General features: G+C 72.7%; 21 protein-coding genes and 1 tRNA gene. 11 read left to right on the top strand and 11 right to left on the bottom strand.

The genetic code is table 11. The annotated features are described in order from the left end of the window. Position 1 precedes the first annotated feature (1 nt). Positions 2–74 (bottom strand) — tRNA-Gly (locus ACLQ27_RS25895). 414 nt (positions 75–488) lie between these two features. On the opposite strand from ACLQ27_RS25895, the gene ACLQ27_RS25900 reads away from it, so the two are divergent. Both ACLQ27_RS25900 and ACLQ27_RS25905 read left to right on the top strand, forming a co-directional pair. Continuing rightward, positions 489–1,091 (top strand): TetR/AcrR family transcriptional regulator, encoded by a 603-nt coding sequence (locus ACLQ27_RS25900; RefSeq protein WP_234581598.1) that lies wholly within the window; start codon positions 489–491, stop codon positions 1,089–1,091. An 81-nt stretch (positions 1,092–1,172) separates the two neighbouring features. Then, the gene (locus ACLQ27_RS25905) at positions 1,173–1,754 is read left to right on the top strand and encodes a TIGR03086 family metal-binding protein (RefSeq protein WP_425869106.1); all 582 of its coding nucleotides are present in this window, start codon (positions 1,173–1,175) and stop codon (positions 1,752–1,754) included. Positions 1,755–1,758: 4 nt separating this feature from the next. On the opposite strand, the gene ACLQ27_RS25910 is transcribed toward ACLQ27_RS25905, so the two are convergent. After that, positions 1,759–2,892, bottom strand: a complete 1,134-nt coding sequence (locus tag ACLQ27_RS25910) for an alkane 1-monooxygenase (RefSeq protein WP_357575558.1) — start codon at positions 2,890–2,892, stop codon at positions 1,759–1,761. A 221-nt stretch (positions 2,893–3,113) separates the two neighbouring features. Here ACLQ27_RS25910 and ACLQ27_RS25915 point away from each other — a divergent pair, with 221 nt between their 5' ends. After that, on the top strand, positions 3,114–6,044 hold the full coding sequence (locus tag ACLQ27_RS25915; RefSeq protein WP_425869109.1) for a M36 family metallopeptidase: 2,931 nt from the start codon (positions 3,114–3,116) through the stop codon (positions 6,042–6,044). A 45-nt stretch (positions 6,045–6,089) separates the two neighbouring features. On the opposite strand, the gene ACLQ27_RS25920 is transcribed toward ACLQ27_RS25915, so the two are convergent. Beyond that, positions 6,090–6,944: a hypothetical protein gene (locus ACLQ27_RS25920; RefSeq protein WP_425869110.1), complete on the bottom strand. Its 855-nt coding sequence runs from the start codon at positions 6,942–6,944 to the stop codon at positions 6,090–6,092. Positions 6,945–7,136: 192 nt separating this feature from the next. Here ACLQ27_RS25920 and ACLQ27_RS25925 point away from each other — a divergent pair, with 192 nt between their 5' ends. Beyond that, positions 7,137–7,805 (top strand): class I SAM-dependent methyltransferase, encoded by a 669-nt coding sequence (locus ACLQ27_RS25925; RefSeq protein WP_234581593.1) that lies wholly within the window; start codon positions 7,137–7,139, stop codon positions 7,803–7,805. Positions 7,806–7,814: 9 nt separating this feature from the next. Then, positions 7,815–8,996, top strand: a complete 1,182-nt coding sequence (locus ACLQ27_RS25930; protein WP_425869112.1) for a cytochrome P450 — start codon at positions 7,815–7,817, stop codon at positions 8,994–8,996. Here the strand turns inward: ACLQ27_RS25930 and ACLQ27_RS25935 are convergent. Then, positions 8,970–9,263, bottom strand: a complete 294-nt coding sequence (locus ACLQ27_RS25935; RefSeq protein ID WP_357575555.1) for a hypothetical protein — start codon at positions 9,261–9,263, stop codon at positions 8,970–8,972. The genes ACLQ27_RS25930 and ACLQ27_RS25935 overlap by 27 nt on opposite strands. Before the next feature lie 109 nt (positions 9,264–9,372). On the opposite strand from ACLQ27_RS25935, the gene ACLQ27_RS25940 reads away from it, so the two are divergent. The 3 genes from ACLQ27_RS25940 to ACLQ27_RS25950 all read left to right on the top strand — a co-directional run bounded on the left by ACLQ27_RS25940 (position 9,373) and on the right by ACLQ27_RS25950 (position 12,067). After that, entirely contained in the window at positions 9,373–10,233 is an 861-nt protein-coding gene (locus tag ACLQ27_RS25940) for a polysaccharide deacetylase family protein (protein WP_357575554.1), read from the top strand. A gap of 83 nt (positions 10,234–10,316) precedes the next feature. After that, the gene (locus ACLQ27_RS25945; RefSeq protein WP_357495672.1) at positions 10,317–11,249 is read left to right on the top strand and encodes an ABC transporter ATP-binding protein; all 933 of its coding nucleotides are present in this window, start codon (positions 10,317–10,319) and stop codon (positions 11,247–11,249) included. Then, positions 11,246–12,067: an ABC transporter permease gene (locus ACLQ27_RS25950; RefSeq protein ID WP_357575553.1), complete on the top strand. Its 822-nt coding sequence runs from the start codon at positions 11,246–11,248 to the stop codon at positions 12,065–12,067. Before ACLQ27_RS25945 ends, ACLQ27_RS25950 begins: the two co-directional genes overlap by 4 nt. A gap of 45 nt (positions 12,068–12,112) precedes the next feature. Here ACLQ27_RS25950 and ACLQ27_RS25955 read toward each other — a convergent pair whose 3' ends face one another. From ACLQ27_RS25955 to ACLQ27_RS25970, 4 genes are all read right to left on the bottom strand, one after another. Beyond that, the gene (locus tag ACLQ27_RS25955; RefSeq protein WP_357495676.1) at positions 12,113–12,790 is read right to left on the bottom strand and encodes a response regulator transcription factor; all 678 of its coding nucleotides are present in this window, start codon (positions 12,788–12,790) and stop codon (positions 12,113–12,115) included. Further along, the gene (locus tag ACLQ27_RS25960; RefSeq protein ID WP_425869114.1) at positions 12,790–14,379 is read right to left on the bottom strand and encodes a sensor histidine kinase; all 1,590 of its coding nucleotides are present in this window, start codon (positions 14,377–14,379) and stop codon (positions 12,790–12,792) included. Before ACLQ27_RS25960 ends, ACLQ27_RS25955 begins: the two co-directional genes overlap by 1 nt. A gap of 54 nt (positions 14,380–14,433) precedes the next feature. Next, positions 14,434–15,138: a dethiobiotin synthase gene (bioD, locus tag ACLQ27_RS25965; RefSeq protein ID WP_234581707.1), complete on the bottom strand. Its 705-nt coding sequence runs from the start codon at positions 15,136–15,138 to the stop codon at positions 14,434–14,436. Positions 15,139–15,214: 76 nt separating this feature from the next. After that, positions 15,215–16,351, bottom strand: coding sequence for an 8-amino-7-oxononanoate synthase (locus tag ACLQ27_RS25970; protein ID WP_357495718.1), 1,137 nt, complete (start codon positions 16,349–16,351; stop codon positions 15,215–15,217). Positions 16,352–16,625: 274 nt separating this feature from the next. On the opposite strand from ACLQ27_RS25970, the gene bioB reads away from it, so the two are divergent. Genes bioB through ACLQ27_RS25985 form a run of 3 tightly spaced genes read left to right on the top strand, consistent with a single transcriptional unit; the run spans position 16,626 to position 18,352 of the window. Next, complete coding sequence (bioB, locus tag ACLQ27_RS25975) at positions 16,626–17,621, top strand: biotin synthase BioB (RefSeq protein WP_234581587.1); 996 nt, start codon at positions 16,626–16,628, stop codon at positions 17,619–17,621. A gap of 1 nt (position 17,622) precedes the next feature. Continuing rightward, complete coding sequence (locus ACLQ27_RS25980) at positions 17,623–17,841, top strand: hypothetical protein (protein ID WP_308195329.1); 219 nt, start codon at positions 17,623–17,625, stop codon at positions 17,839–17,841. 4 nt (positions 17,842–17,845) lie between these two features. Next, a complete protein-coding gene (locus ACLQ27_RS25985) occupies positions 17,846–18,352 on the top strand; it encodes a GNAT family N-acetyltransferase (protein WP_357495680.1) in 507 nt (168 codons plus the stop codon). A gap of 1 nt (position 18,353) precedes the next feature. Here ACLQ27_RS25985 and ACLQ27_RS25990 read toward each other — a convergent pair whose 3' ends face one another. The 3 genes from ACLQ27_RS25990 to ACLQ27_RS26000 all read right to left on the bottom strand — a co-directional run bounded on the left by ACLQ27_RS25990 (position 18,354) and on the right by ACLQ27_RS26000 (position 24,697). Then, the gene (locus ACLQ27_RS25990; protein ID WP_234581584.1) at positions 18,354–18,884 is read right to left on the bottom strand and encodes a DUF488 family protein; all 531 of its coding nucleotides are present in this window, start codon (positions 18,882–18,884) and stop codon (positions 18,354–18,356) included. A 113-nt stretch (positions 18,885–18,997) separates the two neighbouring features. Next, entirely contained in the window at positions 18,998–21,487 is a 2,490-nt protein-coding gene (locus ACLQ27_RS25995) for a non-reducing end alpha-L-arabinofuranosidase family hydrolase (protein ID WP_425869115.1), read from the bottom strand. A gap of 312 nt (positions 21,488–21,799) precedes the next feature. Then, complete coding sequence (locus ACLQ27_RS26000) at positions 21,800–24,697, bottom strand: glycoside hydrolase family 9 protein (protein WP_425869117.1); 2,898 nt, start codon at positions 24,695–24,697, stop codon at positions 21,800–21,802. Positions 24,698–25,300: the final 603 nt, after the last annotated feature.

The following is a 25,300-nucleotide window of genomic DNA, read 5'->3' on the forward strand; positions in this document are numbered from 1 at the left end:
GAGCGGACGACGGGATTCGAACCCGCGACCCTCACCTTGGCAAGGTGATGCGCTACCAGCTGCGCTACGTCCGCACGCCCCCGGCGTTCCCGGGTGACGGATGAGAACTTTAGCCGAGCCGGTGAACGACTGCCAACTCGGGGTCCGGGTCGGCGCGTCCCCTCCCGCGCGGGCGGGGCGGGAGGCCGGACCCAGGGGGTGGGCCGGACCCACATGGCGCAGGCTTCCTAGGGAGCTAACCTGATTTCCCCATCAGCTCCCGACGGGCACAACCCCGGCATCATGCGACGGTCGATGCCGCTGCCGGCAGCAGAGACCCTTTGACCAGCGAGGACGCACCGCTGCGGCGAGCGGCCGGCCGCGACGAACACCGTCGGGAGACCGGAGCACGGCATTCCGGGGAAGTGTCCGGCTTCCGACTCTTACCTCACGAAACGGACGGCGGCGGTAACTGTTCGTGTTCGGATGGATGGGCTACGGTAACGGTCGTGACGAGACGTGCGGCCGAAATCCGCCTGGATGCCCTGCTGCGCACAGCCTGCGACGTGATCGTGGAGCGCGGTCTTGCCAACACCCGGACGGCGGACGTGGCACAGGCCGCCGGCGTGAGTCAGGCCCTGGTGTTCTACCACTTCGCCACCAAGGAGCGGTTGCTCGCGCAGGCGTTCGCGTACGCCGTCGAGCAGGACCTGGCCCGCCTGGACGCGGTCACCCGCTCCTCCGCTCCGCCGTTGACCAAGCTCCGCCGGATCCTCAAGCTCTACACCCCGGCCGGGCGGGCGACCTCCTGGTCGATGTGGATCGACGGCTGGTCCGAGTCGCTGCGCACCCCCGAGTTGGAGAAGGTGTCCCGGCGGCTCGACCTGCGCTGGCGGCAGGATCTCGCCGCCGTCATCGCCGCCGGGGTCGCCGACGGCACCTTCCAGTGCGCCGACCCGGAGGGGGCGGCGTGGCGGATCAGCGCCGTGATGGACGGCCTCGCCGTGCAGCTCGCCGTGCACGACCGGGTGATCTCCCGCCGGCAGTTCGGGGAGTGGGTGCGGCTGGTCACCTCCCGGGAGCTGGGCCTGGGCCCGGCCGACCTGGACTGAGCGGCGACGGCGGGACGACGCCGCACGTCGGGCCGGGCAAAACGGCTCGGGCCAGCACGCCGAGGAGAAACAATCGACGGCATGGACCTGCTGGAGGCGTACCGCCGGAGCCTGGCCGAGTTCGTCGACCGGGTGGACCAGATCGGGCCCGGCCAGTGGGCCGAGGAGACACCGTGCCCGGACTGGGACGTCCGCACCCTGGTCAACCACGTCGTCGGCGAGGACCGGTGGAGCGTTCCCCTGCTCGCCGGCCGCACCGTCGACGAGGTCGGCCACCGCTTCGACGGTGACCAGCTCGGCGCGGACCCGGCCACGACGGCACGGGAGGCGGCCGCACAGGCCGAGATCGCCGTCATCCATCCCGGCACCATCGACCGCACCGTGCACCTGTCGGCCGGCCCGACCCCGGCCGCCGAGTACGTCCAGCAGCTCCTCGCCGAACACCTCGTGCACGGCTGGGATCTGGCGGTGGCGATCGGCGCCGACCCGCGGTTCGACCCGGAGGCGGTGCGCGTGTGCGCCCGCTGGTTCGCCGGGCGGATCGACGACTACCGGCGCGACAAGCTGGTGCGCGACGGCGCGCGCATGCCCGCCGACGCCGACGAGCAGGATCGTCTGCTGGCCGCCTTCGGCCGCGACCCCGACTGGGCACCGGGCGACTGAGCGGTCACCGTCGGGGCCGCGTGTTGGCCAGCCCCCGATCGCCCCCGTAGTGCGCGAGCACCCGGTGGTCCATCACCCGTCGCCACAGCGGCGGGACCAGCGCCACGACCACCATCGTCGCGTACCCGGCGGGCAGCTGCGGTGAGGTGTCGAAGCTGCGCAGCGTCTGGTAGCGGCGCAGCGGGTTCGCGTGATGGTCACTGTGCCGCTGGAGCTGGAACAAGAAGACGTTGGTGACCGTACGGTCGCTGTTCCAGCTGTGCCGCGCGTCGACCTTCTCGTAGCGTCCGGCGGCGGTGCGCTGCCGGGCCAGCCCGTAGTGCTCCAGATAGTTGACCACCTCCAGCAGCGAGAAGCCGACCACCGCCTGCAGGACCAGGAACGGCAGCACCACCGGGCCGAAGACCACTGTCAGCGCGCCGTACAGCGCCAGGGTCATGGCCCACGCGTTGAGCACGTCGTTGCGGTGGGTCCACGGGGACCGGCCGCGGAGGCGGAACCGGCTGGTCTCCAACCGCCAGGCCGAGCGCAGGCTGCCGAGGACGGTACGCGGCCAGAACGCCCAGAAGCTCTCCCCCAGTCGCGAGCTCGCCGGATCCTCCGGCGTGGCGACGCGTACGTGGTGGCCCCGGTTGTGCTCGACGTAGAAGTGCCCGTAGGCGGCCGGCGCCAGGGCCACCTTGGACAGCCAGCGCTCCACCCGCTCGCGCTTGTGCCCCAGCTCGTGGGCCGTGTTGATGGCGATGCCGTTGACCACCCCGACGGTGGCCACCAGACCGGCGGCACCGGCGACGGAAAGGCTGTCCTGGGCCCACACCGCGCAGCACAGCACCAGCGCCGCGTACTGCGCCGGTAGGTAGAGGTAGGTGAGCCAGCGGTAGTAGCCGTCGGCCGCCAGCCGGGGCACCGCCTCCTCGGGAGGGTTCTGCCGGTCGTCGCCGAGCAGCAGGTCGACCACCGGGATCAGGACGAAGACGATGGCCGGGGTGACCCACCACGCCCAGGCGCCGCCGCCGGACCGCCACAGCGCGAAGCCGACGAAGGGCAGCGCCGGCACCAGCAGCGCCAGCGGCCAGAGCGGCTTGCGACGGTCCCGCCAGGCAACGGGCTCGACTGTCGGATCGGCATCGACGGTCATGGCCAACCTCCGCTCTCGCGTTCTGGCATCGACAGTGACAGCCGTCACGTTGTTTTACAAGAGCGTACGTTTTGTAAAGTCGATTAATCTCGATCAGTCGGCGCGTCGGCGGTCGTGGACCTTGCCGCGCCCCCGGCCGGCTGATATCCACAGATGCGCATGCGTCACCGCGCTGCGTCGGTCGGCAGCCGCCGGCCATCCCGCTCCCACGAGGAGGTCCCGTGCCACAACCGGAGTGGTCACCCCCGATGAGCCGGCGTCGACGCCGGCTCATCGCCGTCCTGGCGACGACCGCGACCATCGCCGCGCTGCTACCCACCGGCACGAGCACCGCGGCCCCCGCCGGGTCGCCGTCCCCGCACCGCTCGTCCGGGCCGTTCGCCGAGGGCAACCACGAGCCCGCCGACCTCGACAACCGCTCCGGTACTGCCGCACCCGACGCCCGCCAGCGCGGCCTGGCCCGCGCGGCCGACCCCGACGTGCGGTGGAACCGGTTCGGCACCCCGCAGGCACTCGGCCCCGGTCGCACCCCGCTCGCCACCGGGCTGCCCACCGACCCGGAGGCCGCCGCCCGCGCCTACCTGCGGGCCAACCGCGACCTGTACGGCATGGACGCCGCGACCGTCGCCGACCTGGAACGGGTGCTGGTCCGCCCGATCGGCAGCGGCGCCGTGGTGACCCTGCGGCAGCGCTTCGGCGACCTGCCGGCCGGGCCCGACGGCCTGGTCACCCTCGCGGTCTCCGGCGGCTCAGTACTCGCCGTCAACTCCTCGCTGGCCCGCGACACCCGCGCGCCCGCGCCGGCCACCCGCACCGCCGAACAGGCGTACGCCGACGCGCTCGCCGACGCCCGGCTGACCGCGACGGCGGTGGCCAGCCACACCGTGCGCGCCGTGGCCGTGCCCACCCCGCTGGACGGTCCCCGGGCCGCCTACGAGGTGACCATGATCGGCGCGGACGCCGACCACCCGGCGGCGTTCACCAGCTACGTGGACGGCAGCACCGGACAGGTGCTGGTCCGCGAGGACCTCGTCGACTACGACTCGGACAACCCGAGTTGGGCGGTCTTCCCGGCCACCCCGCCCCGCGACCTCGCCGCCGGGCAGGACCCGCGGGTGCGTTGGTGCGGCGACCCGGCTCCCGGCTGCCAGCTCGCGCAACGGGACCCGGCAACCGGCCAGCCGTGGGACGTCGACGCGGCCACCGGCACACCGACCTTCACCTCGCGCGGCAACTCGGCCAACACCGTGCTCTCCTGGGGCAACAACACCCCGGTCGTCCCGGCCACCCCCAGCCCGGAGCGCCGCTACGAGTACCCGTTCACCGACCAGTGGCACCAGGCCAAGTGCAACCCGGGGGTGTTCACCTCCGCCCAGCGCAACGACGCGGACGCGGCGATCGCCAACCTCTTCGTCATGCACAACCGCATGCACGACTGGGCGTACCAGTTGGGCTTCACCGAGTCGGCGTGGAACCTGCAGGCGGTCAACCTCACCCCGTCCGGGCTGGGCGGTGACGCCGAGCAGGGTCGCGCGCAGCAGGGCGCGCTGACCGGCAACCGCAACAACGCCAACCAGGGCACCGGGCGCGACGGCGTGCCGCCGACCACAAACATGTACCTGTGGCAGCCGCAGGCCGGTGGCCCGTACCCGCCGTGCGTGGACGGCGACTACGACATGACGGTGATCGGCCACGAATACACGCACGCCATCACCAACCGGATGATCGCCGGCCCGGACAGCGGGATCAGCGGCCACCAGGGCGGGTCGATGGGTGAGTCGTGGGGCGACCTGCTCGCCGCCGAGTACCTGTACCAGAACGGGCTGCGCGCGCCCGGCGAGACGCCCTTCGTGACCGGCGGCTACGTCACCGGCAACCTGGTCAGCGGCATCCGCAACTACGACCTGAGCCGCAGCCCGCTGAACTACTCCGACATCGGCTACAACACAGGTGGCCCCGCCGTGCACGCCGACGGGGAGATCTGGGGCGCCACCAACTACCGGGTCCGCTCGGCGCTGGTGAAGCGGTACGGCCTGGGCACCCCCCAGCGGCAGCTGGAGTGCGCGCAGGGCAAGGTCACCGCCGACAGGTGCCCGGGCAACCGGCGCTGGTCGCAACTGGTGTTCGACTCGTTCCTGCTCCAGGCGGCCAGCCAGGTCAGCATGCTCGACATGCGGGACAACATGCTCACCGCCGACCTGCTGCGCTTCGGGGGCGCGAACCAGGACCTGATCTGGGCCGAGTTCGCCCGCTCCGGGATGGGCCGGGACGCCGTCACCAACGGGGCCGCGGACACCGACCCGACGCCGAGCTTCGCCTCGCCGCGCGGCGGCAACGCGACGCTCACCCTGCGTCCCCGCGGGGACAGCGCCGACGCGCCGATCCGGGTGTACGTCGGGGCGTACGAGGCGCGGGCCACGCCGATCGCGGACACCGACCCGGCGACGCCGATCCCGGACACCGTGGAGATGGTGGCCGGCACGTACGACCTGCTGGCCGTCGCGCCCGGCTTCGGGCACCAGCGGCTCAGCGTGATCGCCGACGCCGGCCGGACCGGCTACGTGGACCTGCGGTTGAGTCGCAACCTCGCGTCCACGGCCTCCGGTGCCACGATCAGCGGCGACGGGGTCAACCTGGACCGGGTCGCCGACGACACCGAGGCGACCAACTGGGCCTCCCTGGACGGGGTGGCCGGCCGGCAGCTCACCGTGGACCTCCCGGGCGACGGCCCGCAGACGGTCAAGCGGGTGAACGTCAGCGCGATGCTGCGACCCGCCATCGTCGGGGACGCCGACACCGGCAGTCAGAACGCGCTCAGCGCGTTGCGCTCGTTCGCGGTGTCCGCGTGCGACGCGACGACCACCGACTGCGCGGATCCGGCGCACTGGCAGCGGATCTACACCAGCGCGGGCGACGCGTTCCCCGGCGGGGCGTACCGGGCGTACAGCCGCGACATCAACCTGCGGACGTTCGCGGTGCCCGCCACCCTCGCCACCCACCTGCGCCTGGAGGTGCTGGCCAGCCAGTGCACCGGCGGCCCGCAGTACGCCGGTGAGCAGGACGACGACCCGGCCACGACGACTGACTGCGCGACCGCCAGCCCGGCCCGGGCCCAGGTCAGGATCGCCGAGTTCCAGGCGTTCACGAAGTGACACCGTCGGGGCCGGCGGTCCTCCGCCGGCCCCGACGACCCCCGGTCAGCGACGGGCCGGTCGCCAGCGGTCCGCCGGCGCCTGCCGCTCCCAGAGCCGGTCCACCGGCGGATCCTCGGCGTCGGTGGTGGCCCGGGTCAGGTGACGCAGCCGCAGCAGCAACCCCACCCCGAGCGAGAGCAGCAGCCCGCCGAGCAGGAACGCGGCCTGCACGATGCCGAACCCACCGGCCTGCGAGACCGGTCGGCCAGCGGCCGGCGGCGCGGCGTCGACGCTCTGGTCGGCGACCGGTTCCTCGGCCGGGGCGCTCTCCGGCGCCGGCTCGCTCGGCGGATCGCTGGGCTCGGCAGCCGTCGCGCTCGGCGTCGGCGTCGGCGTACGGATCGGCCCGGCCCCCGCCCCCACCACCGACCGGGTTGCGCTCTGGCGGGCCAACAGGCGCAGGTTGGCGTCGTACGCCTCGGCGGCGAGAGTGACCCGCCCCTGGGTGACGTCCTCGGCGAAGGCCACCCGGTAGCGGGCGGTGACCGTGCGGCCCGGGCAGAGCGTGCCCGGGTCGAGTTGCCGATCGGTCAGCCGGGCCACGTCACCGTCGGTGCGGATCTCCAGCGGGAAGTCGCCGCTCTCCTCCACCCGGTCCATCTTCACCTGGTCGAGCCGGATGCCCTGTACGCGCAGCACCATCGACCAGCGCACCTTCGCGCATCCGCCGCGCCGGTCCGTCTGCGAGACCACGGCGGAGATCGTGCGCACCTGGCCTCCCGCGGTGAACCGGGCCGGCAGGCCGCTCATCTCGGTGGCGAAGGCCGCCTGGGCCGGCGCGGCCAGGGTCAGCACCGCCCCTGCAACGCCGGCAACCAACGCTCCGAGCCGCAGCGCGTACCGCCACACGATCACCACCACCTCGCTCCTTCTCGTCCCTGGAGGGAAACGCTAGGAGGAATCGGGCGGGCCGGACAGAGGGGTGTCTTCGCACCGGACGCCAAGCACGGGGGGTCATTTCACCGACAGTGGTGAACCCTTCACCCGTACCTCCACTCCCCCGACCGTCTCCGTGCGTCGGCGGGCTGACCGGTGCGCGAGAATTGCCGGGTGTCCGAGCTCTCCAGCACCTTCGTCCGGCTGCACGCCCGGCTCGCCCCGGTCTCCTTCGTTCCCGAGGTGCGCCTGCACCAGGCGGACGAGCCGATCGGGCTCTGGGAGCTGACCGAGGGCGAGTTCTCCAGCGACCGGCCGCCGCCGTTCTGGGCCTTCGCGTGGGCCGGCGGGCAGGCGCTCGCCCGCTACGTCACCGACCACCCGGAGCTGGTCGCCGGCCGCCGGGTGCTCGACCTCGCCTCGGGCTCCGGCCTGGTGGCCATCGCCGCCGCCCGGGCCGGCGCGGCGTCCGTGCGGGCCGTCGAGGTGGACGAGCTGGCCGTCGCGGCCGTCGCGCTCAACGCCGAGGCCAACGGGGTACGCGTCGACGCCGAGTTCGGCGACATCCTCGACGGTGACGCGGGCGACGCCGAGGTGGTGCTCGCCGGGGACGTGTTCTACAGCGAGGCGATGGCCCGCCGGGTGCTGCGGTTCCTGCTGCGCGCCACCCGGGCCGGGGCGCCGGCGCTGGTCGGTGATCCCGGCCGGGCGTTTCTGCCGCGGGACCGCTTCGACGAGCTGGCGACCTACGACGTGCCGGTGCCGGAGGCCCTGGAGAGCGTCCGGGTGAAGCGCACCACCGTCTGGCAGTTGCGCGCCGGCCTGCCGAAGGCTGCCGGCTAGCGTGTCGACGTGCTGTTCTCCGGCTGGGCGTCCGAGGTCGAGGCACCCTGGCCGGACGTCGCCGAGGTGACCGACCATGTAGGCGTCCGTCACCTCGTCGTCACCCGGCACGCCCTGGTCCGGCAGGTCCTCGCCGACCCGGTCCGCTACCGGCCGGACAACGCCCTGGACGCGGTGACACCGATGCCGGTGAGCGCGCTGCGGGTGCTCGCCGGGCACCGGTTCCGGTTGCCGCCGACCCTCGCCAACAACTCCGCCGCCAGCCATCCGCAGATCCGGGCGATCGTCGCGGACGCACTGCACCCCACCCGGGTCGCGGCGCAGCGCCCCTGGCTCACCGCTCTGGTCCGGGAGCGGGTGGCCCGGCTGCGCGCCGCGCTCGACGCCGGTGCGCCGGTCGACCTGTACGCGGACCTCGCCGCCGACCTGCCCCTGCTGGTGCTGGCCCGGCTTGTCGAGTTGCCGGACGCGCCGGTCGGCGCGGTCAAGGAGTTCGCCCGGGCGGCGCTGGAGCTGTTCTGGGCGCCCCTGGACGGCGACCGGCAGCTGGCGCTCGCCAGCGAGGTGGGCCGTTTCCACGGCGTACTGCGGGAGTTCGCGGCCACCGGCGGCGGCCTGGCCGCCGAGCTGCGCGCGGGCGGCCACCCGCCGGACGTGGTGGTCGGCGCGCTCTTCTTCCTGCTGGTCGCCGGCCAGGAGACCACCTCGCAGTTCCTCACCCTGCTGCTGCACCGGCTGGCAGTCGAACCGGCGGTACGCGCCGGCCTGCGCACCGGCGACGTCGCGGTGGCCGACGTCGTCGAGGAGGGGCTGCGCCTCGAACCGCCCATCGTCACGTGGCGACGCGTCGCGGCGGTGGACGGCACGCTGGGTGGGACCGCCGTGCCGGCGGGCACCAGCATCGTGCTGTGGCTGGCGCGCGCCGGCCGGGACCCGGCGATCGTCGAGGCCCCCGACGAGTTCCGCCCGGGGCAGCGCGGGTCGCGCCGGCACCTGGCGTTCGGGGCGGGTGCGCACCGCTGCGTCGGCGACGTGCTGGCCCGGATGGAGGCGGCAGTGGTGGTGGCCGAGGCGACGCCCCTGCTCGACGGGGTGAGCGTGGTCCGGCCGCCGTGGTGCCCGGACAACCTCACCTTCCGGATGCCGGACGCCTTCGTGGTGCGGTCAGTCGAGCGGTCCGCCGACCAGTAGCACGATGCCCCCGATGACGGCCACGGCTCCGAGGAGGAGCGTGACGCCGCCGACGAGGAACCGCCCGAAGCGGAAGCCGACGGCCCCGCGCACCTCGGCCGGATCCCGCTCCGGAACGCCCCACAGGCGGTTCCACGGGTTCCTCGACAACCGGCGGGTTTCCGCGTCGACAAACCCGAACAGGTCGAGGGTCATCGTCAGCCCGATGAAGACCAGCAGCAGGCCGAAGCCAAGGGTGGCGAGTACCTGCAGGATCCACCGTGTCATCGGCTGCCCTCGCTGATCGAATCGACTCGATCCGAGGCTACGCAGCCCGGGCAAGGCAGCACGGGAGCGGGCACGCGACACCTGACCTTGACTCGGTATGTTTCCGGGCGTGTCCGTCACCCCTGCTCGTCGGATTCTCGCCGCCGCAACGCTTGCCGCCCTGTTGACGCTGAGTGCCTGCACAGCCCGGCCGGTGTTCCACGCCCGGCAGATCACTGCGGCCCCGCCGAGCCCGTCGGCCACGGCACCCAGCCTGGCGGCGTCGCCGTCGCTGTCGGCCTCGCCGTCCCCGTCGGCCCCGCCCGCCCCGGGAAGCCTGGACTGGTACGTGTCCCAGGCGCCGACCTTTCCCGAGGCGCCGCCGCCGCAGCCGGTGGCGCTGACCGCGACCGGCGCGATCCCGTTCTGGCACCGCCTGCCGACCGACCAGAAGGTCGCCTTCATCACCATCGACGACGGTGGGCTGGCTCGCCCGCCCGCGGTGGCCGACTTCATCTGGCGGGCGCACATCCCGGTCACCATGTTCCTGAACTCGCCGGCGGCCGAGGAGCACGACGTCTACTTCCGGCAGATCCAGGTGGCCGGCGGGGTCGTCGAGAACCACACGATCCGGCACAACTCGCTGGCCGGCCGGTCGTACGACTACCAGAAGCAGGAGATCTGCGGGGCGGCGGACAAGCTGGAGGCGCTGTTCGGCAAGCGGGCGACCCTGTTCCGCCCGCCGTTCGGCGAGTACGACAGCACCACGCTGACCGCCGCGCGGGACTGCGGCGCGAAGGCCGTCCTGCACTGGTCCGAGACCGTCCACGAGGGCAAGGTGCGCTACCAGACCCCGGAGAAGGTCGTCCAACCGGGCGACGTGCTGCTGATGCACTTCCGGCCGGCGCTGATGGACGACCTCCTCGCGGCGTTGAAGGCGATCCACCGGGCCGGGCTCACCCCGGCGCTGCTGGAGGACTACATCCGCTGACCCGGGCGACCTGACGAAAGTCAGTGTGGGGTGGTGCCGTTCGGGCGCGGCGGACCGACGTGGCGGACGCCTAGCGTCAGCGCATGATCACATTACGTGGGTTGACGAAACGGTTCGGGGCGACAGTCGCCGTCGACGCGCTGACCGTCGACATCGCACCCGGCCGGGTCACCGGTTTCCTCGGCCCCAACGGCGCCGGCAAGTCCACCACCATGCGGATGATCCTCGGCCTGGACCGGCCCACCGCCGGAACGGCGCTCGTGCACGGCCGGTCGTACCGGGAGCTGCGGCGACCGCTGCACGAGGTGGGCGCCCTGCTCGACGCCCGGGCCATCCACCCCACCCGGTCCGGGCGCGCGCACCTGCTGGCCATGGCCCGCAGCAACGGCATCCCCGCCCGGCGGGTCGACGAGGTGCTCGACACCGTCGGGCTGGACGGGCGGGCCGCCGGGAAACCGGGCCGAACCCTCTCCCTGGGCATGGGCCAGCGGCTCGGCATCGCGGGCGCGCTGCTCGGCGATCCGCCGGTGCTGATGTTCGACGAGCCGGTGAACGGCCTCGACCCGGACGGGGTGCGCTGGGTCCGGCAGCTGTTGCGCTCCCTGGCCGGGCAGGGCCGCACGGTCTTCGTCTCCAGCCACCTGATGAGCGAGATGCAGCTCACCGCCGACCAACTCGTGGTGATCGGCCGGGGACGACTGCTCGCCGACGCCCCGGTCGGCGACGTCATCGCGGGCAGTGGACTCGCCGTACGGGTCCGCAGCCCGCACCCCGACGGGCTCGCCACCCTCGCCGCACGTCTCGCGGCCCACGGCGCCACAGTCGAGCCGGCCGGCCCGGACGAGCTGACCGTCACCGGGACCACGGTCGACCGGATCGGCGATCTGGCGTACGAGCTGGGGGTGCGGTTGCACGAGCTGAGCCCGCACGGCGCGTCGCTGGAGCAGGCGTTCATGGAGCTGACCGCCGACAGCGTCGAGTACGCCGGCGGCCCGACCGGAGGTGACGCACGATGAGCACGCAGACCATGGTGGGCAGCAGCCCCACCGCCGCCCCGGCAGTCAGCGCGCCGGCCGCCTTCCGGGCCGCCGTGGCCGCCGAGTGGACCAAGCTGATCTCGGTACGCAGCACCTGGTGGACGATGCTGGCCGGGCTGCTCCTGATGGCCGCGAGCGCCGGCCAGCTCGCCATCTACGCGGCCAACGCCAACACCAACGACGACCCGGCCGACGACCCCGGCATCGTCGCCGTCGGCAGCGTGCTGATCGACGCGGTCGAATTGACCCAGTACGCCGTGCTGGCGCTGGGATTGCTCGCCGTCACCACGGAGTTCACCAGCGGCACCATCCGGACCACCCTGCAGTGCACCCCGGCACGCGGCCGGGTGCTCCTGGCCAAGGCCGTGGTGGCCGGCGCCGTCACCTTCGTCCTCGGACTGCTGCTCGGCGGTGTCGGCGCCCTGGTCGCCCGGCCGGTGCTCGGTGACTGGGGCAGCGCGCCGACCGCCGGCACGATCGGCGACATCGTGGCGGTGGCGACCTATCTGGCCCTGGTCAGCGTCCTGGCGCTCGGCCTCGGCGCGGCACTGCGCAGCGCGGTGCTCACGATCGTCGTGCTCTTCGCCACCCTGATGATCGTCCCGCTGTCCCTGCAGGAGCCGGACATCACAGTCCTGAACCGGATCGCCGACGCGTTCCCCGGCGTGGCCGGTGGGCACTTCATGGCGGGCGACACCGAGCCGTACCCGGGCGCGGTCGGGCTGCTGGTGCTCGCCGGTTGGGCGGGCGCCGCCCTGCTGCTCGGTCGGACCGCGCTGCGCCGTCGCGACGCCTGAGGCACGCCAGCGGGGCAGTGAGCGGGGGCCGCCAGCGGCCCCCGCTCAGCGCTCGACCAGCCCCGCCTCGTACGCGAGGATCGCCGCCTGCACCCGGTTACGCACGTCCAGCCGGGTGAAGATGCTGGTCAGATAGCTCTTCACGGTGCCCTCCACCAGGTGCAGGCGGCGGGCGATCTCGGCGTTGGACAGCCCCGCCCCGACCAGGGCCAGCACCTCACGTTCCCGCTCGGTCAGCCCGGCCGTCCGGTCCCGCGCGGCGGGCTGACGGGCCAGCCGCCCGGCCCCCAGCTCGATCACCCGCCGGGCCACCCGCGGCGACAGGTACGCCCCGCCGTCGGCGACCGCGTGCACCCCGGCGATCAGCTCGCGCGGGTCGCCGGCCTTGAGCAGGAACCCGCTCGCACCGTGCCCGAGCGCCCGGGCCACGTGGTCGTCCTCGCCGAAGGTGGTCAACATGAGCGTCGCGGTGGCCGGCGCTACCCGGCGGATCTCGGCCGCCGCGGCCAGCCCGTCCAAGCGGGGCATCCGGATGTCCAGCACCGCCACCTGGGGTCGGTGCGCGCGAACCAGCTCCACCGCGGCCCGCCCGTCACCGGCCTCGGCGACCACCTCGATCCCCGGATCGGAGGCGAGGATGGCCCGGACGCCGGCCCGGATCATCGCCTCGTCGTCGGCGAGGACCACCCGGACCGGGGTCGGCTCGGCCGTGTCGGTGTCCACTACTCGATCCGCTCCTTGCTGGTCAGTCGACCGTCGGTGAAGCAGAGCCGCCACGTCGGCTCGGCCAGGGGGAAGTTGCCGTCGGTGTAGTACTCGCACCCCCGCACCGACCCTCCGACGGGCGGGGCGAGCTGCCGGCGGGGCAGGCCGGGCAGGTCGGCGCGCGCGGTGCCGGGCCGCATCCGGTCGTACGTCGACTCGTCCAGCACCGTGCCCGTCGTGACGACCGAGTAGTAGACCAATGACAGGACGAGCGCGAGACCGGCCGGGGCGGCGAGCGCCGTCAGCAGGCTGCGCCGCGCCCGGCGACGAGCCTCGCGCAGGCGGCGCTCGGCGTCGGCCGGCTGCTCCGGGCCACCGAGGACCGGGACGTCACCGTCGAATGTGCCGTCGGTCACGGCACCCACCACGACGGGCAAACCCGACCATCCCACGCCGGAGTGCGCTTCGGAGGGCAGCGGCAGCCGGGCGCGCACCGCGAAGCCACCGTCGGGGCACGGGCCTGCGTCCAGCACGCCGCCGGCCAGCCGTACCCGCTCGGCGAGAGCGAGCAGACCGCTCCCCGAGGACGCCGGTCGGGGCAGCGGGCCGGCCGGCGCCGGCGCGTTACGCACCCGCACCTCGACCCCGTTCGGGTCCCGGGCGAGGGTGACGGTCACCGCCGCGCCCGGGGCGTACCGGGCCGCGTTGGTGAGGGCCTCCCGCACCACCTGATGGGCGGCGGACCCGGTCAACCCGGGCAGCTCGACGGTGTCGGTCGGGCCGTCCAGCCGGACCGCCATCCCGGCCTCGCGGGCCCCGACCACCAGGTCGACGACGGTCTCCCCCACCGGGCGGACGCCGGCCGGACCGCCCTCCTCCCGCAGCACCCCGATGATGCCGTGCAGCCGCTCGGTCGCCGCCGCGACACTGGCCCGCAGCTCCCCCACCGCCGTCCGGTGCTCCGGGGCGAGGTCGTCGGCAAGTTCCAACGCGGCGGCCCGCAACGCGATCAGGCTGAGGTCGTGCCCGAGCGAGTCGTGCATCTCCTCGGCGATGCGGGCCCGCTCCCGCAGCCGGATCCGCTCCGCGGCGCCCCGCCGCTCGCGCGTCAGCGCCTCGACGTGCCGGCGGCCGGCGTCGGTCAGAGCCTGCTGCTGCCGCCGGTAGCGGCCCACCAGCCACGGGAACACCCCAGCGAACAGCAGCACCGAAGCGAGCAGGAACCAGGTCGCCGCCCCGGTGCCGAGCAACCCCAGGTTCAGCACCGTGCCGCCGACGGCGATCACGCCGAACAGCACGGCCGCCGGCGCGGCGCCCGCACTGCGCCGCCCGCTCAGATAGCTGAACACCGGGATGGCGAAGACGAAGTTGCCGTCCGCCAGCGAACCGAGCACCACCAGCAGCAACCCCACCAACGGCCAGCGCCGCGCCGACGCCACCGCGACCGCCAGCAGCGCCAGCGAACCGAGCAGCAGCGCCACGTCGAAACGCGGGTACGGCGGGCTCAACCGGGCCGCCGCGATCGGGGCGGCCACCACGGCCCAGAGCAGCACGTCCCGCAGCGGACGCCGCCACCGCCCGGGCACCGACCGGTCCAGGATCCTCACGGCGGCCAGGCTACCCACGCCCGACCTGCCCGAACACCGACGAAAGTCAGGTGTTCAGCTGCTCTCCTCGGCCCAGACGCGCCAGTCGTCGAGCACACCGTGCAACGCCGGAGTGAGCCAACCCGGCGCCGACCGCCGGAACACCCCCGGGTCCATCGCACCGGCGCCGGCCGGCACCGCGCCCAGCAGGTTCGGCACCAGGTCGGTGAGGTTCGTCCAGTGCACCAGCTCCGGCGACCCCGGCCACGCGCCGATCACCACGCCGGCCGGCACCGCACGGCGGTCCAGCGCCTCCAGGGTCAGCGCGGTGTGGTTGAGCGTGCCCAGACCGGCGCGGGTGACCACCACCGCCGGGGCGCCGAGCGACACCGCCAGGTCGGCCATCGTCCACGGCTCACCGGACGGCCGCAGCCCCATCGGCACCAGCAGACCACCCGCCCCCTCGACCAGGACCAGGTCGTGCTTGTCCGCCTCCTCGCGGACGGCGTCCACCGCCGCGTACAGCTCCAGCGGCGGCAGGTCCGCGACCCGGGCAGCGGCCAGCGGGGCGAGCGGATCCGGGAAGCTGGCCAGCGTACGGCCGGTCACCGGGGCCGCCAGCCGGTTGACCACGTCCACGTCGCCCGGCTCCCCACCGGCCGTACCCGTCTGACCCGGCTTGACCACCGCCACCCGCAGGCCGGCCCCCTGCGCGGCCGCCGCGATCGCCGCGGTGACCACAGTCTTGCCCACCTCGGTGTCGGTGCCGGTGACCAGCACCGGCCCCTCCCACGCGCTCACGGCGCACACTCGGTTCGCGACTGCGGGGCTCGCAAACCCGGCTCACTCCTCGCGCTCACGGCGCACACTCCACGATGACGTCAAGCGCCCGCTCGAAATCCGCCCGGGGCACCCCGGCGCTGACGGTCAGGCGCAACCGGGAGCGGCTGTCCGGGGTGGAGGGCGGCCGGAAGCAGCCCACCGCGACTCTCCGGTCCCGGCAGTCGGCGGCCCAGGCGGTCGCCGCCTCCGGGCCGGGCGCCGTCACCGAGATCACCGCCGCGTCCGGCGCGGAAACGGCCAGGCCGGCCGCGCCGAGTCGACCGACCGCCAGCGCCACCCGGTCGGCCAGCTCGGCGCGCAGATCGTCGCCGGCTCGGGCCAGCCGCAGCGCGGCGTGCACGCCGGCCGCGACGGCCGGCGGCAGCGCGGTGTCGAAGATGAACGTACGTCCGGTCTCGACCAGGTGCCGGACGAACTCGGCCGGGCCGGCGACCACCCCACCCGCGCCGCCGAGCGCCTTGGAGAGGGTGGCCGTGACCACCACGTCCGGCTCGCCGGCCAGCCCGGCGGCCGCCACCGCGCCGGCACCGGACGGACCGGTCACGCCGAGCGCGTGGGCGTCGTCGACCAGCAGCAGCGCGCCGTAGCGGCGGGCCACCGCGTGCAACTCGGCCAGCGGAGCGAGGTCGCCGTCGACCGAGAAGACCGACTCGGTGACCACCACCGCCGGGCGTCCCGGCGCGACCGCCAGCGCGGCGGCCACCGCCGTCACGTCGGCGTGGGCGCTGACCACCGTCTCCGCGCCGGAGATCCGGCAGCCGTCGATCAGCGACGCGTGGTTGTGCGCGTCCGAGACGAGCAGGGTCCGGGGCTGGACGAGGGCCCGCAGCGCGCCGAGGTTGGCCAGGTATCCGGAGGAGAAGACGAGAGCCCGGTCGGTGCCCAGCCACTGCGCCAGCTCGACCTCCAGGGCCTCGTGCGCGTCGGTCGAGCCGCGCACCAGCCGCGAGCCGGTCGCTCCCAGCCCGTACGCCGACAGTGCCGCCGTGGCCGCGGCGGTGACCTCCGGGTGGGTGGCCAGGCCGAGGTAGTCGTTGCCGGCCAGGTCGGTCATCCGGTCGTCGGCGGGACGCGGGTGCAGCCGACGGGTCAGGCCGGCCTTCGCCCGCAACTGCGCGCGGCGATCGAGCGCCGCCAGCCAGTCCGCCACCGTCACCCCTTCACCGCCGTCCGCGCCGGTCACGCCGACACCCGCCGGGCGAAATTACCACCCGCCACCACCGACCCGGCGAATCCACTCGGCACCCGGGGGCCGACCGGAGGCGGGACGTCGATGCCCATCGGAGTCCGGGACGACCGTCACCACTCACCGTCAATTGTCAGTCACCAGAGGTGACCATCGCTGCGGCGCTAGCCCGGCCGGCACAGATCGACCGGACGGCAGGTCGTACCCGCCCGACCGGGGGCCTTGTAGGGTACGAGCCATGCCAGAGATCCTCGACCAGGCCCGCACCCAGGTCCTGGGTGACGGCGTCGGCCTCGACCAGGCCGGCGTCCTCGCCGTGCTGAACCTGCCCGACGAGCACCTGCCCGCCGCCCTCCAGCTCGCCCACGAGGTGCGGATGCGGTGGTGCGGCCCGGAGGTCGAGGTCGAGGGCATCGTCTCGCTGAAGACCGGCGGCTGCCCGGAGGACTGCCACTTCTGCTCACAGTCGGGCCTGTTCACCTCCCCGGTGCGCTCGGTCTGGCTGGACATCCCGTCGCTTGTCGAGGCCGCGAAGCAGACCGCGAAGACCGGGGCGACCGAGTTCTGCATCGTAGCGGCCGTGCGCGGCCCGGACGACCGGCTCATGAAGCAGATGCGCGAGGGCGTCGCCGCCATCAAGGCCGAGGTCGACATCCAGGTCGCCGCGTCGCTGGGGATGCTCTCGCAGGAGCAGGTCGACGACCTGGTCGACATGGGTGTGCACCGCTACAACCACAACCTGGAGACCTGCCGGTCGTACTTCCCGAACGTGGTCACCACCCACTCGTGGGAGGAGCGGTGGGAGACGCTGCGCATGGTCCGCGACTCCGGCATGGAGGTGTGCTGCGGCGGCATCCTCGGCCTCGGCGAGACCGTCGAGCAGCGGGCGGAGTTCGCCGCGCAGCTCGCCGAACTCGACCCGCACGAGGTGCCGCTGAACTTCCTCAACCCGCGCCCCGGCACCCCGCTCGGCGACCGCCCGGTGGTCGAGGGCAAGGACGCGCTGCGGGCCATCGCCGCGTTCCGGCTGGCCATGCCGCGCACGATCCTGCGGTACGCGGGCGGCCGGGAGATCACCCTCGGTGACCTGGGCACCCGCGACGGTCTGCTCGGCGGCATCAACGCGGTGATCGTCGGCAACTACCTGACGACCCTGGGCCGGCCGGCGACCGCCGACCTCGACCTGCTCGACGAGCTGAAGATGCCGGTCAAGGCCCTGTCCGCGACCCTCTGAGCTGACCGGTGAGGACGACGTGACCGAGCTTGTGGCAGCGCAGCGCTGGTGTGACCGCTGCGGCGAGGACGCGTCGACAGCCGGGCACGAGTCGTGCGCGGCGGCCCGCGCGCTGGAGCCGCCGCGCTACTGCCCGCAGTGCCGACGCCGCATGAAGGTGCAGGTGCTGCCGGTCGGCTGGTCGGCGGTCTGCGTCGAGCACGGCGAGAGCCGAGGCTGAGCCGGTGCTGCGCGGGCGTGCGGTGACCCTCCGACCAGCGACGGTCGCGGACGTGCCGGCCCTCGCGGCCATCCGGGCCGACCCGGAGGTCCGCCGGTGGTGGCGCGGCGGCGACGACCTGGCCGCGTCCGTCCAGGCCGACCTGAACGACGACGACCTCGCCCTGTACGCCATCGAGCACGACGGCCGGGTGATCGGCGCGATCCAGTGGTACGCCGAGTCCGATCCGGACTATCGGCACGCCAGCCTGGACATCTTCCTCGACCCGGCGACGCGCGGCGAGGGCCTGGGCGGGGACGCCATCCGCACCCTGACCCGGCACCTGATCGACGAGTACGGCCACCACCGGTTCACCATCGACCCGGCGGCGGCGAACAGCGCGGCCATCCGGGCGTACGCGAAGGTGGGCTTCCGGCCGGTGGGCATCATGCGCCGCTACGAGCGCGGGGCGGACGGGCGCTGGCATGATGCGCTGCTGATGGACCTGCTCGCGGAGGACCTCGCCGACTGAGTCAGCCCGCCCAGAGCAGACGCCCGTCGGACAGGCGGCGGGCGCCCTCGGCCGGCCGGTGCGGGCTGAGCCGGCCGTCCGGCATGAGGTGCGACACCGGCACCCCGCGGCCGAGCACTGCGACGTCGGCGATCAGCCGCCGGTGGCAGCGCCACCAGACGCTCTCACTGCACATCACCGCTGTGGTTCGCAGTGCGGCGTCGGCCAGCACCTCGTCCAGGGCCGTGTCGAAGTCGGGCGTGCGCGTGTACGCGGCGTACGCCCGAAAGGCCGCGACAGTCCACCAGGTGTCCGGTTCCGGCTCGCCGGCGCGGACGTGCCGGCGGCCGCCGAGGCGCGGCTCCCAGCGGTAGCCGATGCCCTGTTCGGGCAGCCAGCGTTCCATGGCCTCCCGGCGGACGTCCGGGTTGGTCCGGCTGGCCGGGTAGCGGCGCACGTCCACGATCAGGGCGATCTCCGCGCCGGCCAGCAGTGCCCCGAACTGGTCCCGGCCGGCGGTCCCGTGCCCGACGGTCACCAACGCACGCTCCATCGACCCAGCTTGCCCCGGGTCGCCGCCGTCCGCCCGCCGGCCCGGCGCTGTCCACCGAAAAGCGCGCCCGGCACCACACGGTGCCGGGCGCGCTTCGGTTCTGCGCAGTGGGCCTAGCGCTGGAGGGTCAGGACACCCGGCCGCCACGGCAGCAGGTTGTAGTCGCCTCCCGCACTGGGGTTCTTGCCCTGGTACAGCATCTGCAGGTTGCAGGCGTCGACGGTCTTGGTCTGGTCGGGGTTGTTGCGGACCAGGTCACCGTGGCTGATGTCGTTGGTCCACGTCGCGCCGCTGTTGGCCTTGCCGGCGAAGGGGTTGCTCTCGCTGGCGGCCTGTGGGGTCCACGAGCCGCTCAGGCTGGTGGACGTGAACGACCGGAAGTAGCGTCCCTGGCTCCCGATCGCCTCGACGATCATGAGGTACTGGTTCTGGCCCTGCACCTTGTAGACCTCGACGCCCTCGAACAGGTTGTTCGTCGAGTCGGTCATGACCGTCGTGTAGGTCGAGCCGAAGCTGCCCGGGAAGTTCCCCAGCGGCATGCTCGACCGGTAGATCTTGCCGTTGTCCCCGGCGAAGAACAGGTACATGTTCTGGTCGTCGCCGATGAGGGTCTGGTCGATCACCCCGTACGGGGCGTCCGACAGGGTGGCGGTGGACAGCGTCTGCGCCGAGGACCAGCCGTTGGCGTTCGTCGGGTCGCTCGACGTCTTGTAGCTGAACGAGGTCGGACCCCACTGGTACGCCAGCACCCAGATGTTCTTCGGGGCGAAGTACAGCAGCGTGGGCGCCACGGTGCCCTGGCTCATTCCGGTCTGGCTGGCCGAGGCCATGTCGGACCAGTTGGTGAACGTGCTGAAGTTCATCGAGCCGTACTGGCCGCTGCTGTTGACATTGGATGCGTAGACCAGGTGCTTGCCGTTGTAGACGACGTTGGTGAAGTCCTTGACCGAGACCCACCCGTTCTGCGGGTTCGCCAGCGCGCCCGTCGACGACCACCGGTAGGTCGACGGGAGCGCGCAGCCGTTCTGCGGCGGCGTCGACGTCGGCGGGGCAGTGGTCGGCGGGGCCGACGTCGGCGGCGTGGTGCCGCCACCGAAGTCGGTCCGCCACTGCTGGTTGGTCTGCCCGTGGCAGTCGTACAGCTGGACCTGCTGGCCGTTGCCGGTGCCCCAGACGTCCAGGCACCGGCCGGACTGCACGCCGCTGATGGTGCCGTTGGAGTTGATGTTCCACTGCTGGTTGGCCCCGCTGTTGCAGTCCCAGATGATGATTCCGGTGCCGTTGGCGGTGCCCGCGCCGTTCGCGTCGAGGCACTTGCTGCCGTAGACCCGCAACTGCTTGCCGGAGGTGTACGTCCACTGCTGGTTCGACTGACTGTGGCAGTCGTAGAGCTGGACGCGGGTGCCGTTGGTCTGCGTGGAGTTCGGCACGTCGATGCACCGGCCCGACTGCACGCCGACGATCCGGCCCGCGCCGCCGCTCGGCGGCGGGGTCGTGGTCGGGGTCACCGTCGGGGTCACCGTCGGGCTCACCGTCGGAGTCGCGGTCGGGCTCGAGGTCGGGGGTGCCGCGTTGAGCGCGTTGAGGACGGAGTTGTAGGCGGCCTTCTTGTTGCCACCGCCGTCGAAGAGCAGCGGGCTCTCGTTCGAGCGCCACGAGTCGCTGTCGCGTACGCCCCAGACGGTGATGCCGATGCAGCGCGGCACGTTCAGGCACGCCTGGGTCAGCCCGGCGTACTGGGTGGTGGAGGAGTTGGTGACGTCGACCTCGGTCAGCGCCACGTCCACGCCGAGCGCGGCGAAGCTGGACAGCGTGGTCTGGAAGTTGCTCGGCAGCGAGCTGCCGCCGGTGAAGTGGGTCTGCAACCCGACGCAGTCGATGGGCACGCCACGGGACTTGAAGTCCTGGATCATGCGGTAGACGCCCTGCGTCTTGCCGTACGACCAGTTCTCGATGTTGTAGTCGTTGTAGCAGAGCTTGACCGACGGGTCGGCCGCCCGCGCGGTGCGGAACGCCACCTCGATCCAGTCGTTGCCGGTGCCCTGGAGGTTGGACGAGCGGCGGCTGCCGTCCTCGTTGAACGCCTCGTTCACCACGTCCCAGGCGGCGAGCTTGCCCCGGTAGTGGCCCATCACGCCGTTGATGTGGTCGATCATCGCCTGACGCAGGCTGCTGCCGTTCAGGCTCTGCATCCACCCCGGCTGCTGCGCGTGCCAGGCCAGGGTGTGCCCACGGACCTTCAGGCCACGCTGGGTCGCCCAGTTGTAGATCTGGTCACCGGAGTTGAAGTTGAACTGGCCCCGCTGGGGCTCGGTCGCGTCCGGCTTCATCTCGTTCTCGGCGGTGATCATGTTGAACTCACGCGCCGCGATCGTGCTGTACGTCGAGTCGCCCAGCCGGCCCGCCGCGATGGCGGTGCCGAAGTACCGGCCCGACTGCGCGGCGGCCGCGCCGAGCGTGGACGCGGCGGCATTCGCCGACGGCATCATCACCGCGACGGCGGCCACGGTCACGACGCTGAACGCGCCGGCGAGCAGCGCTCGGACGGCGGGTGATCGCCGTCGCCGGGTCTCGCCGCGATGAACGGATGGGCTTATTGCCATCTCGGCCTCCTTAATGGCCTGCACCCGGGCCGTCGAGGCGGGACGACCGGACGTCTTGGTGGGGGGAATCCAACTCAGTCGATGCTTGCACACGCGCCGGTCTGGACAATGATGTTTCGGAAAAGTTTCGGAACCCCGCTGGGTCGGCCGGCGTACGCCACGGTCATGCCACCACAGTGGCCCGACGCGGGCCGATGGCGTCCGCCCCACGACGTCATCCCGGGAGGCAACCTGCGTACTCCGGCCATAGATCTTGGACAGTTTCCGTTCCGGTTGAACGGAAACTGTCCAAGATCTCGAACGTTCGGCGGATCAGCCCACGGTGCAGGCGGTGTTGTTGACGGTGAAGGCCGTGGGCTTCGGGTTCGTGCCGGTGTGGTTGCCGTTGAAGCCGAAGCTCGCCGACGCGCCCGGCGCGATCGTGCCGTTGTAGGACAGGTTCGTCGCGGTGACCGCCGCACCGGTCTGGCTGACCGTCGCCGACCAGCCCTGGCTCACGGTCTGCCCGCCGGGGAAGCTGAACCGCAGCGTCCAGCCGTTGATCGCCGTCGTGCCGGTGTTGGTGATCGTCACCGTGGCGGTGAAGCCGGTGCTCCAGTCGGTGGTGGCGTACCCCACCGAGCAGGTGCCGCCGACCGGCGGAGGCGCGGTGGTCACCGCGACCGGCGCGGACGCCGCGGAGGTGTTGCCTGCCGCGTCGACGGCCACCACGTAGAACTGGTACGCCGTTGAGGCCGTCAGCCCGGTGACGGCGAGCGTGCTGCCGCTGGGCGAGCCGACGAGCGCGTCGGTGGCGCCGGCCTCGCGGTAGACCCGGTAGCCGGTGACGCCCACGTTGTCGGTCGACGGGGTCCAGGCCAGGGTGAGGCCGGTGGCGGTGACCGCCGAGGCGACCGGGGTGCCGGGGGTGCTCGGCGCTGTCGTGTCGGCGGACCCGGTCGGCGGCGTGGTCACGGTGAGCACCGGGGAGGCCGCCGACCGGTTGCCGGCGCCGTCGCGGGCCACCACGCTGTACTCGTACGTGTGCTCCGGCAGCAGCGTCGAGATGGTGAGCGTGGTGCCGGTGACGGGCCGGTTCACCACCGTGTCGCCGCCGACCAGGACCTCGCGGACGTCGTAGCCGGCGAGGCCGCTGCCGCCACTGTCGGTGGAGGCCGCCCAGGTCAGGGTGACCGAGCGGGGCGCGAGGCCGGACGCGACGGGCGTGCCGGGCACTGTGGGCGCGGTGGTGTCCGGGGTGGCCGGTCCGGGCTCCTCGCCCCAGACCCGCACCCCGCCGGCGTACAGCGGAACCTTGCGGTTGGGCCCGGCGGTCGCCTGGTACGACGGGTCGTTCGTCGGATCCCAGGTGCCGCCCTCCGGCACCCCGATCTTGAACTGGACCTCCATCCGGTGCTGCGACTGCCCGGCCGGGGCGATGGTGTAGCCGGTGCAGTCCACCTCGACGTACCAGATGTCGCCGCTGAACTGCTTGGCGGTGGTCGGCGACGGGCAGCCCTGGGTGTAGCCGGAGGTGACCTGCACGGCGCCGGTGCCGTCGGGCCGGAAGTAGTACCGGAACTTGCCGTTGGTCAGGGCCCGGGCCGGGAACGCCGACTTGTTGTAGATGATCGCCTTGAGCCCGGTGGCCCGGGGTTCGGCCTGCATCACCGTGGTCTCCACGGTCATCTCGTCCATGTCGGGCGTCTCGGCGACCGGGAAGTTGGCCAGCGGGCTGCCGCCGTACTCGGAGGTCAGCCGGACCAGCGCCGAGGTGAAGCCGGCGTTGTAGTCGGTGGCGACCTCGTTCATCACGTAGTCGGACCGGCTGTCGGTGTACGCGTCGTTGGCCGAGGACGGGCCGCCGACCAGCGCGCCGTAGAGGGTGTGCCGGGTCTCGACGGGCACGGTCTGACTGTCCCACCAGGACCCGTGCGCGGTGCGGTGGTGCGGGTTCTTCGGTGCGTTGGTGCCGAACCCGATGACGTAGCTGGAGTTGCGCGGGTTGTCGCCGAGCGCGTAGTTGATCTGTCGGACGGCGAAGTCGTGGTAGCGCGCCTTGCGCGTCGTGTCGGTGGTCTTGTCGCTGTAGACCAGCGCGGCGAAGGAGGTGTTGGCCGCGTAGCGCAGCGCGCCCCAGGAGTCGAGCACCGCCATCCCACCGGGCGAGTACGGCACCCGCTGCCCGTTCACCCCGACGGTCCAGTAGTCCAGCCAGCGGTTGGCGTCGTCGACGTACTTCTGCTTGCCGGTCAGGTTGGCCAGCAGCACGTACGCGCCGAACTGCTTGTTGTCCCAGGCGATGGTCCACTTGTAGGAGCGCGTGGTGGACTGCGGCTCGGTGCCGAGCTTGTCGTACTCACTCTCGGCCTTGACCAGGTAGCTGGCGTCGCCGGTGGCCCGGTAGAGCCAGATGGCGCCCCACACCAGCTCGTCCTGCCAGCCGCTCCACGACTTGTAGAACGACGCGGCGTCGGTGATGCACTCGCTGTAGGACTTCCGCACCGTGTCGGCGAAGGTGTACAGCTGCTTCGCGTGGGTGAGCAGCTTGTCCGCGTAGGTCGCGTCGGTGGGCCGGAACACCATCGAGGAGGCGGCCATCGCGGCCGCCGTCTCTCCCGCGAGGTCCGCGCCGCCACAGCTCGCATCGATCTTGTACGCGGGCCGCGCCATCGGCAACACCTCGGCCGGGCCCCACCACTTGTGGTCGTCGTCGCCCTTGCCGACCTGCCCGTAGAGGACGTTGGCCGACGGGTGCGCCTTGATGAAGTAGTCGTTGACGAAGCGCAGGTTGTTGAGCAGGTGCGGCAGTTGGCCGGAGGCCGTGTAGCCGCTGCGGTACTCCACCGCGCCCCACGCCAGCATGGTGGCGCTGAACGCCATCGGGAAGCCGAACTTGACGTGGTCGCCGGCGTCGTACCAGCCGCCGGTGAGGTCCAGCCCGGCGGCGGCCCCGTCGGTGAGCGCGGAGTCGCCACGCCAGGAGACCCGGTTCCAGTCCGGCAGCGTGCCCGACTGCTGCGCTTCGTAGAAGAGCAGCGACTTCTGCAACGCCTCGGCGTAGTTGAAGGCCGGCGCGGCGGACGCGGGCCCGGCCGGCGGCGCGGTGACCGCGAGGGACAGCCCGGTGAGCAGGGCCACGCCGGCGGTCAGCAACCGCCGGGGCCAGGGCTGGTCGGCGACCGGCGACCGGCCGGGGTGGCCGGTGGACGGCCGGGTCAGGTGGCGCATGAAGGGCTCCTGTTCGGAGGCGCCGCCGGCGGTCGCACCGACGCGGGACGGCGTGGGGGCGGCACGGCCACCGGCGACAGCGGGGTGGCGGTGTGACCATGAACAGCCGTGGAAGCGCTCCCATGGATAAACGACAATGTAATGTGCACGTCGTCGAATGGGAAGCCCGGGTTGCGCGCCAGCGCCGCAGCACTCGGGACCGTTACGGCGACACGCGCACGCCGGCCCGGAAGGTCGACCCGGAAGGCACTTCCCGTCCGAGACGTCGTCCCAGCTCAGACCGGTTGGCCGATGCCGTCGGCAGGCCCCTCACATGGGATCATGGGCGGCCCCCTCGACCAATCCCGGAGGATTCCTCATGCCACTGCGTCGGCGCCTGACGCGCGCGGCCGTCCGCACGGCCACCGTCACCGACGAACGCCCACGACCGGTTCCGGACATCGCTCCGGGGTCGTCGTGGGCGTTTCGCATGCCTCGCGCTCCGTGACGTCGGAGGTTCCCGGACCCGCCTTCCGTACTGACGGGTAACAAAGCCAACAACCTCACACCATCGACGTGCGTCAATAGACGGTGTGAAGTAGCCGCTGGTCAGGGCCCTTCGTC

Source organism: Micromonospora sp. DT63, from assembly GCF_049841615.1.
In the GTDB taxonomy this organism is placed as follows: domain Bacteria; phylum Actinomycetota; class Actinomycetes; order Mycobacteriales; family Micromonosporaceae; genus Micromonospora.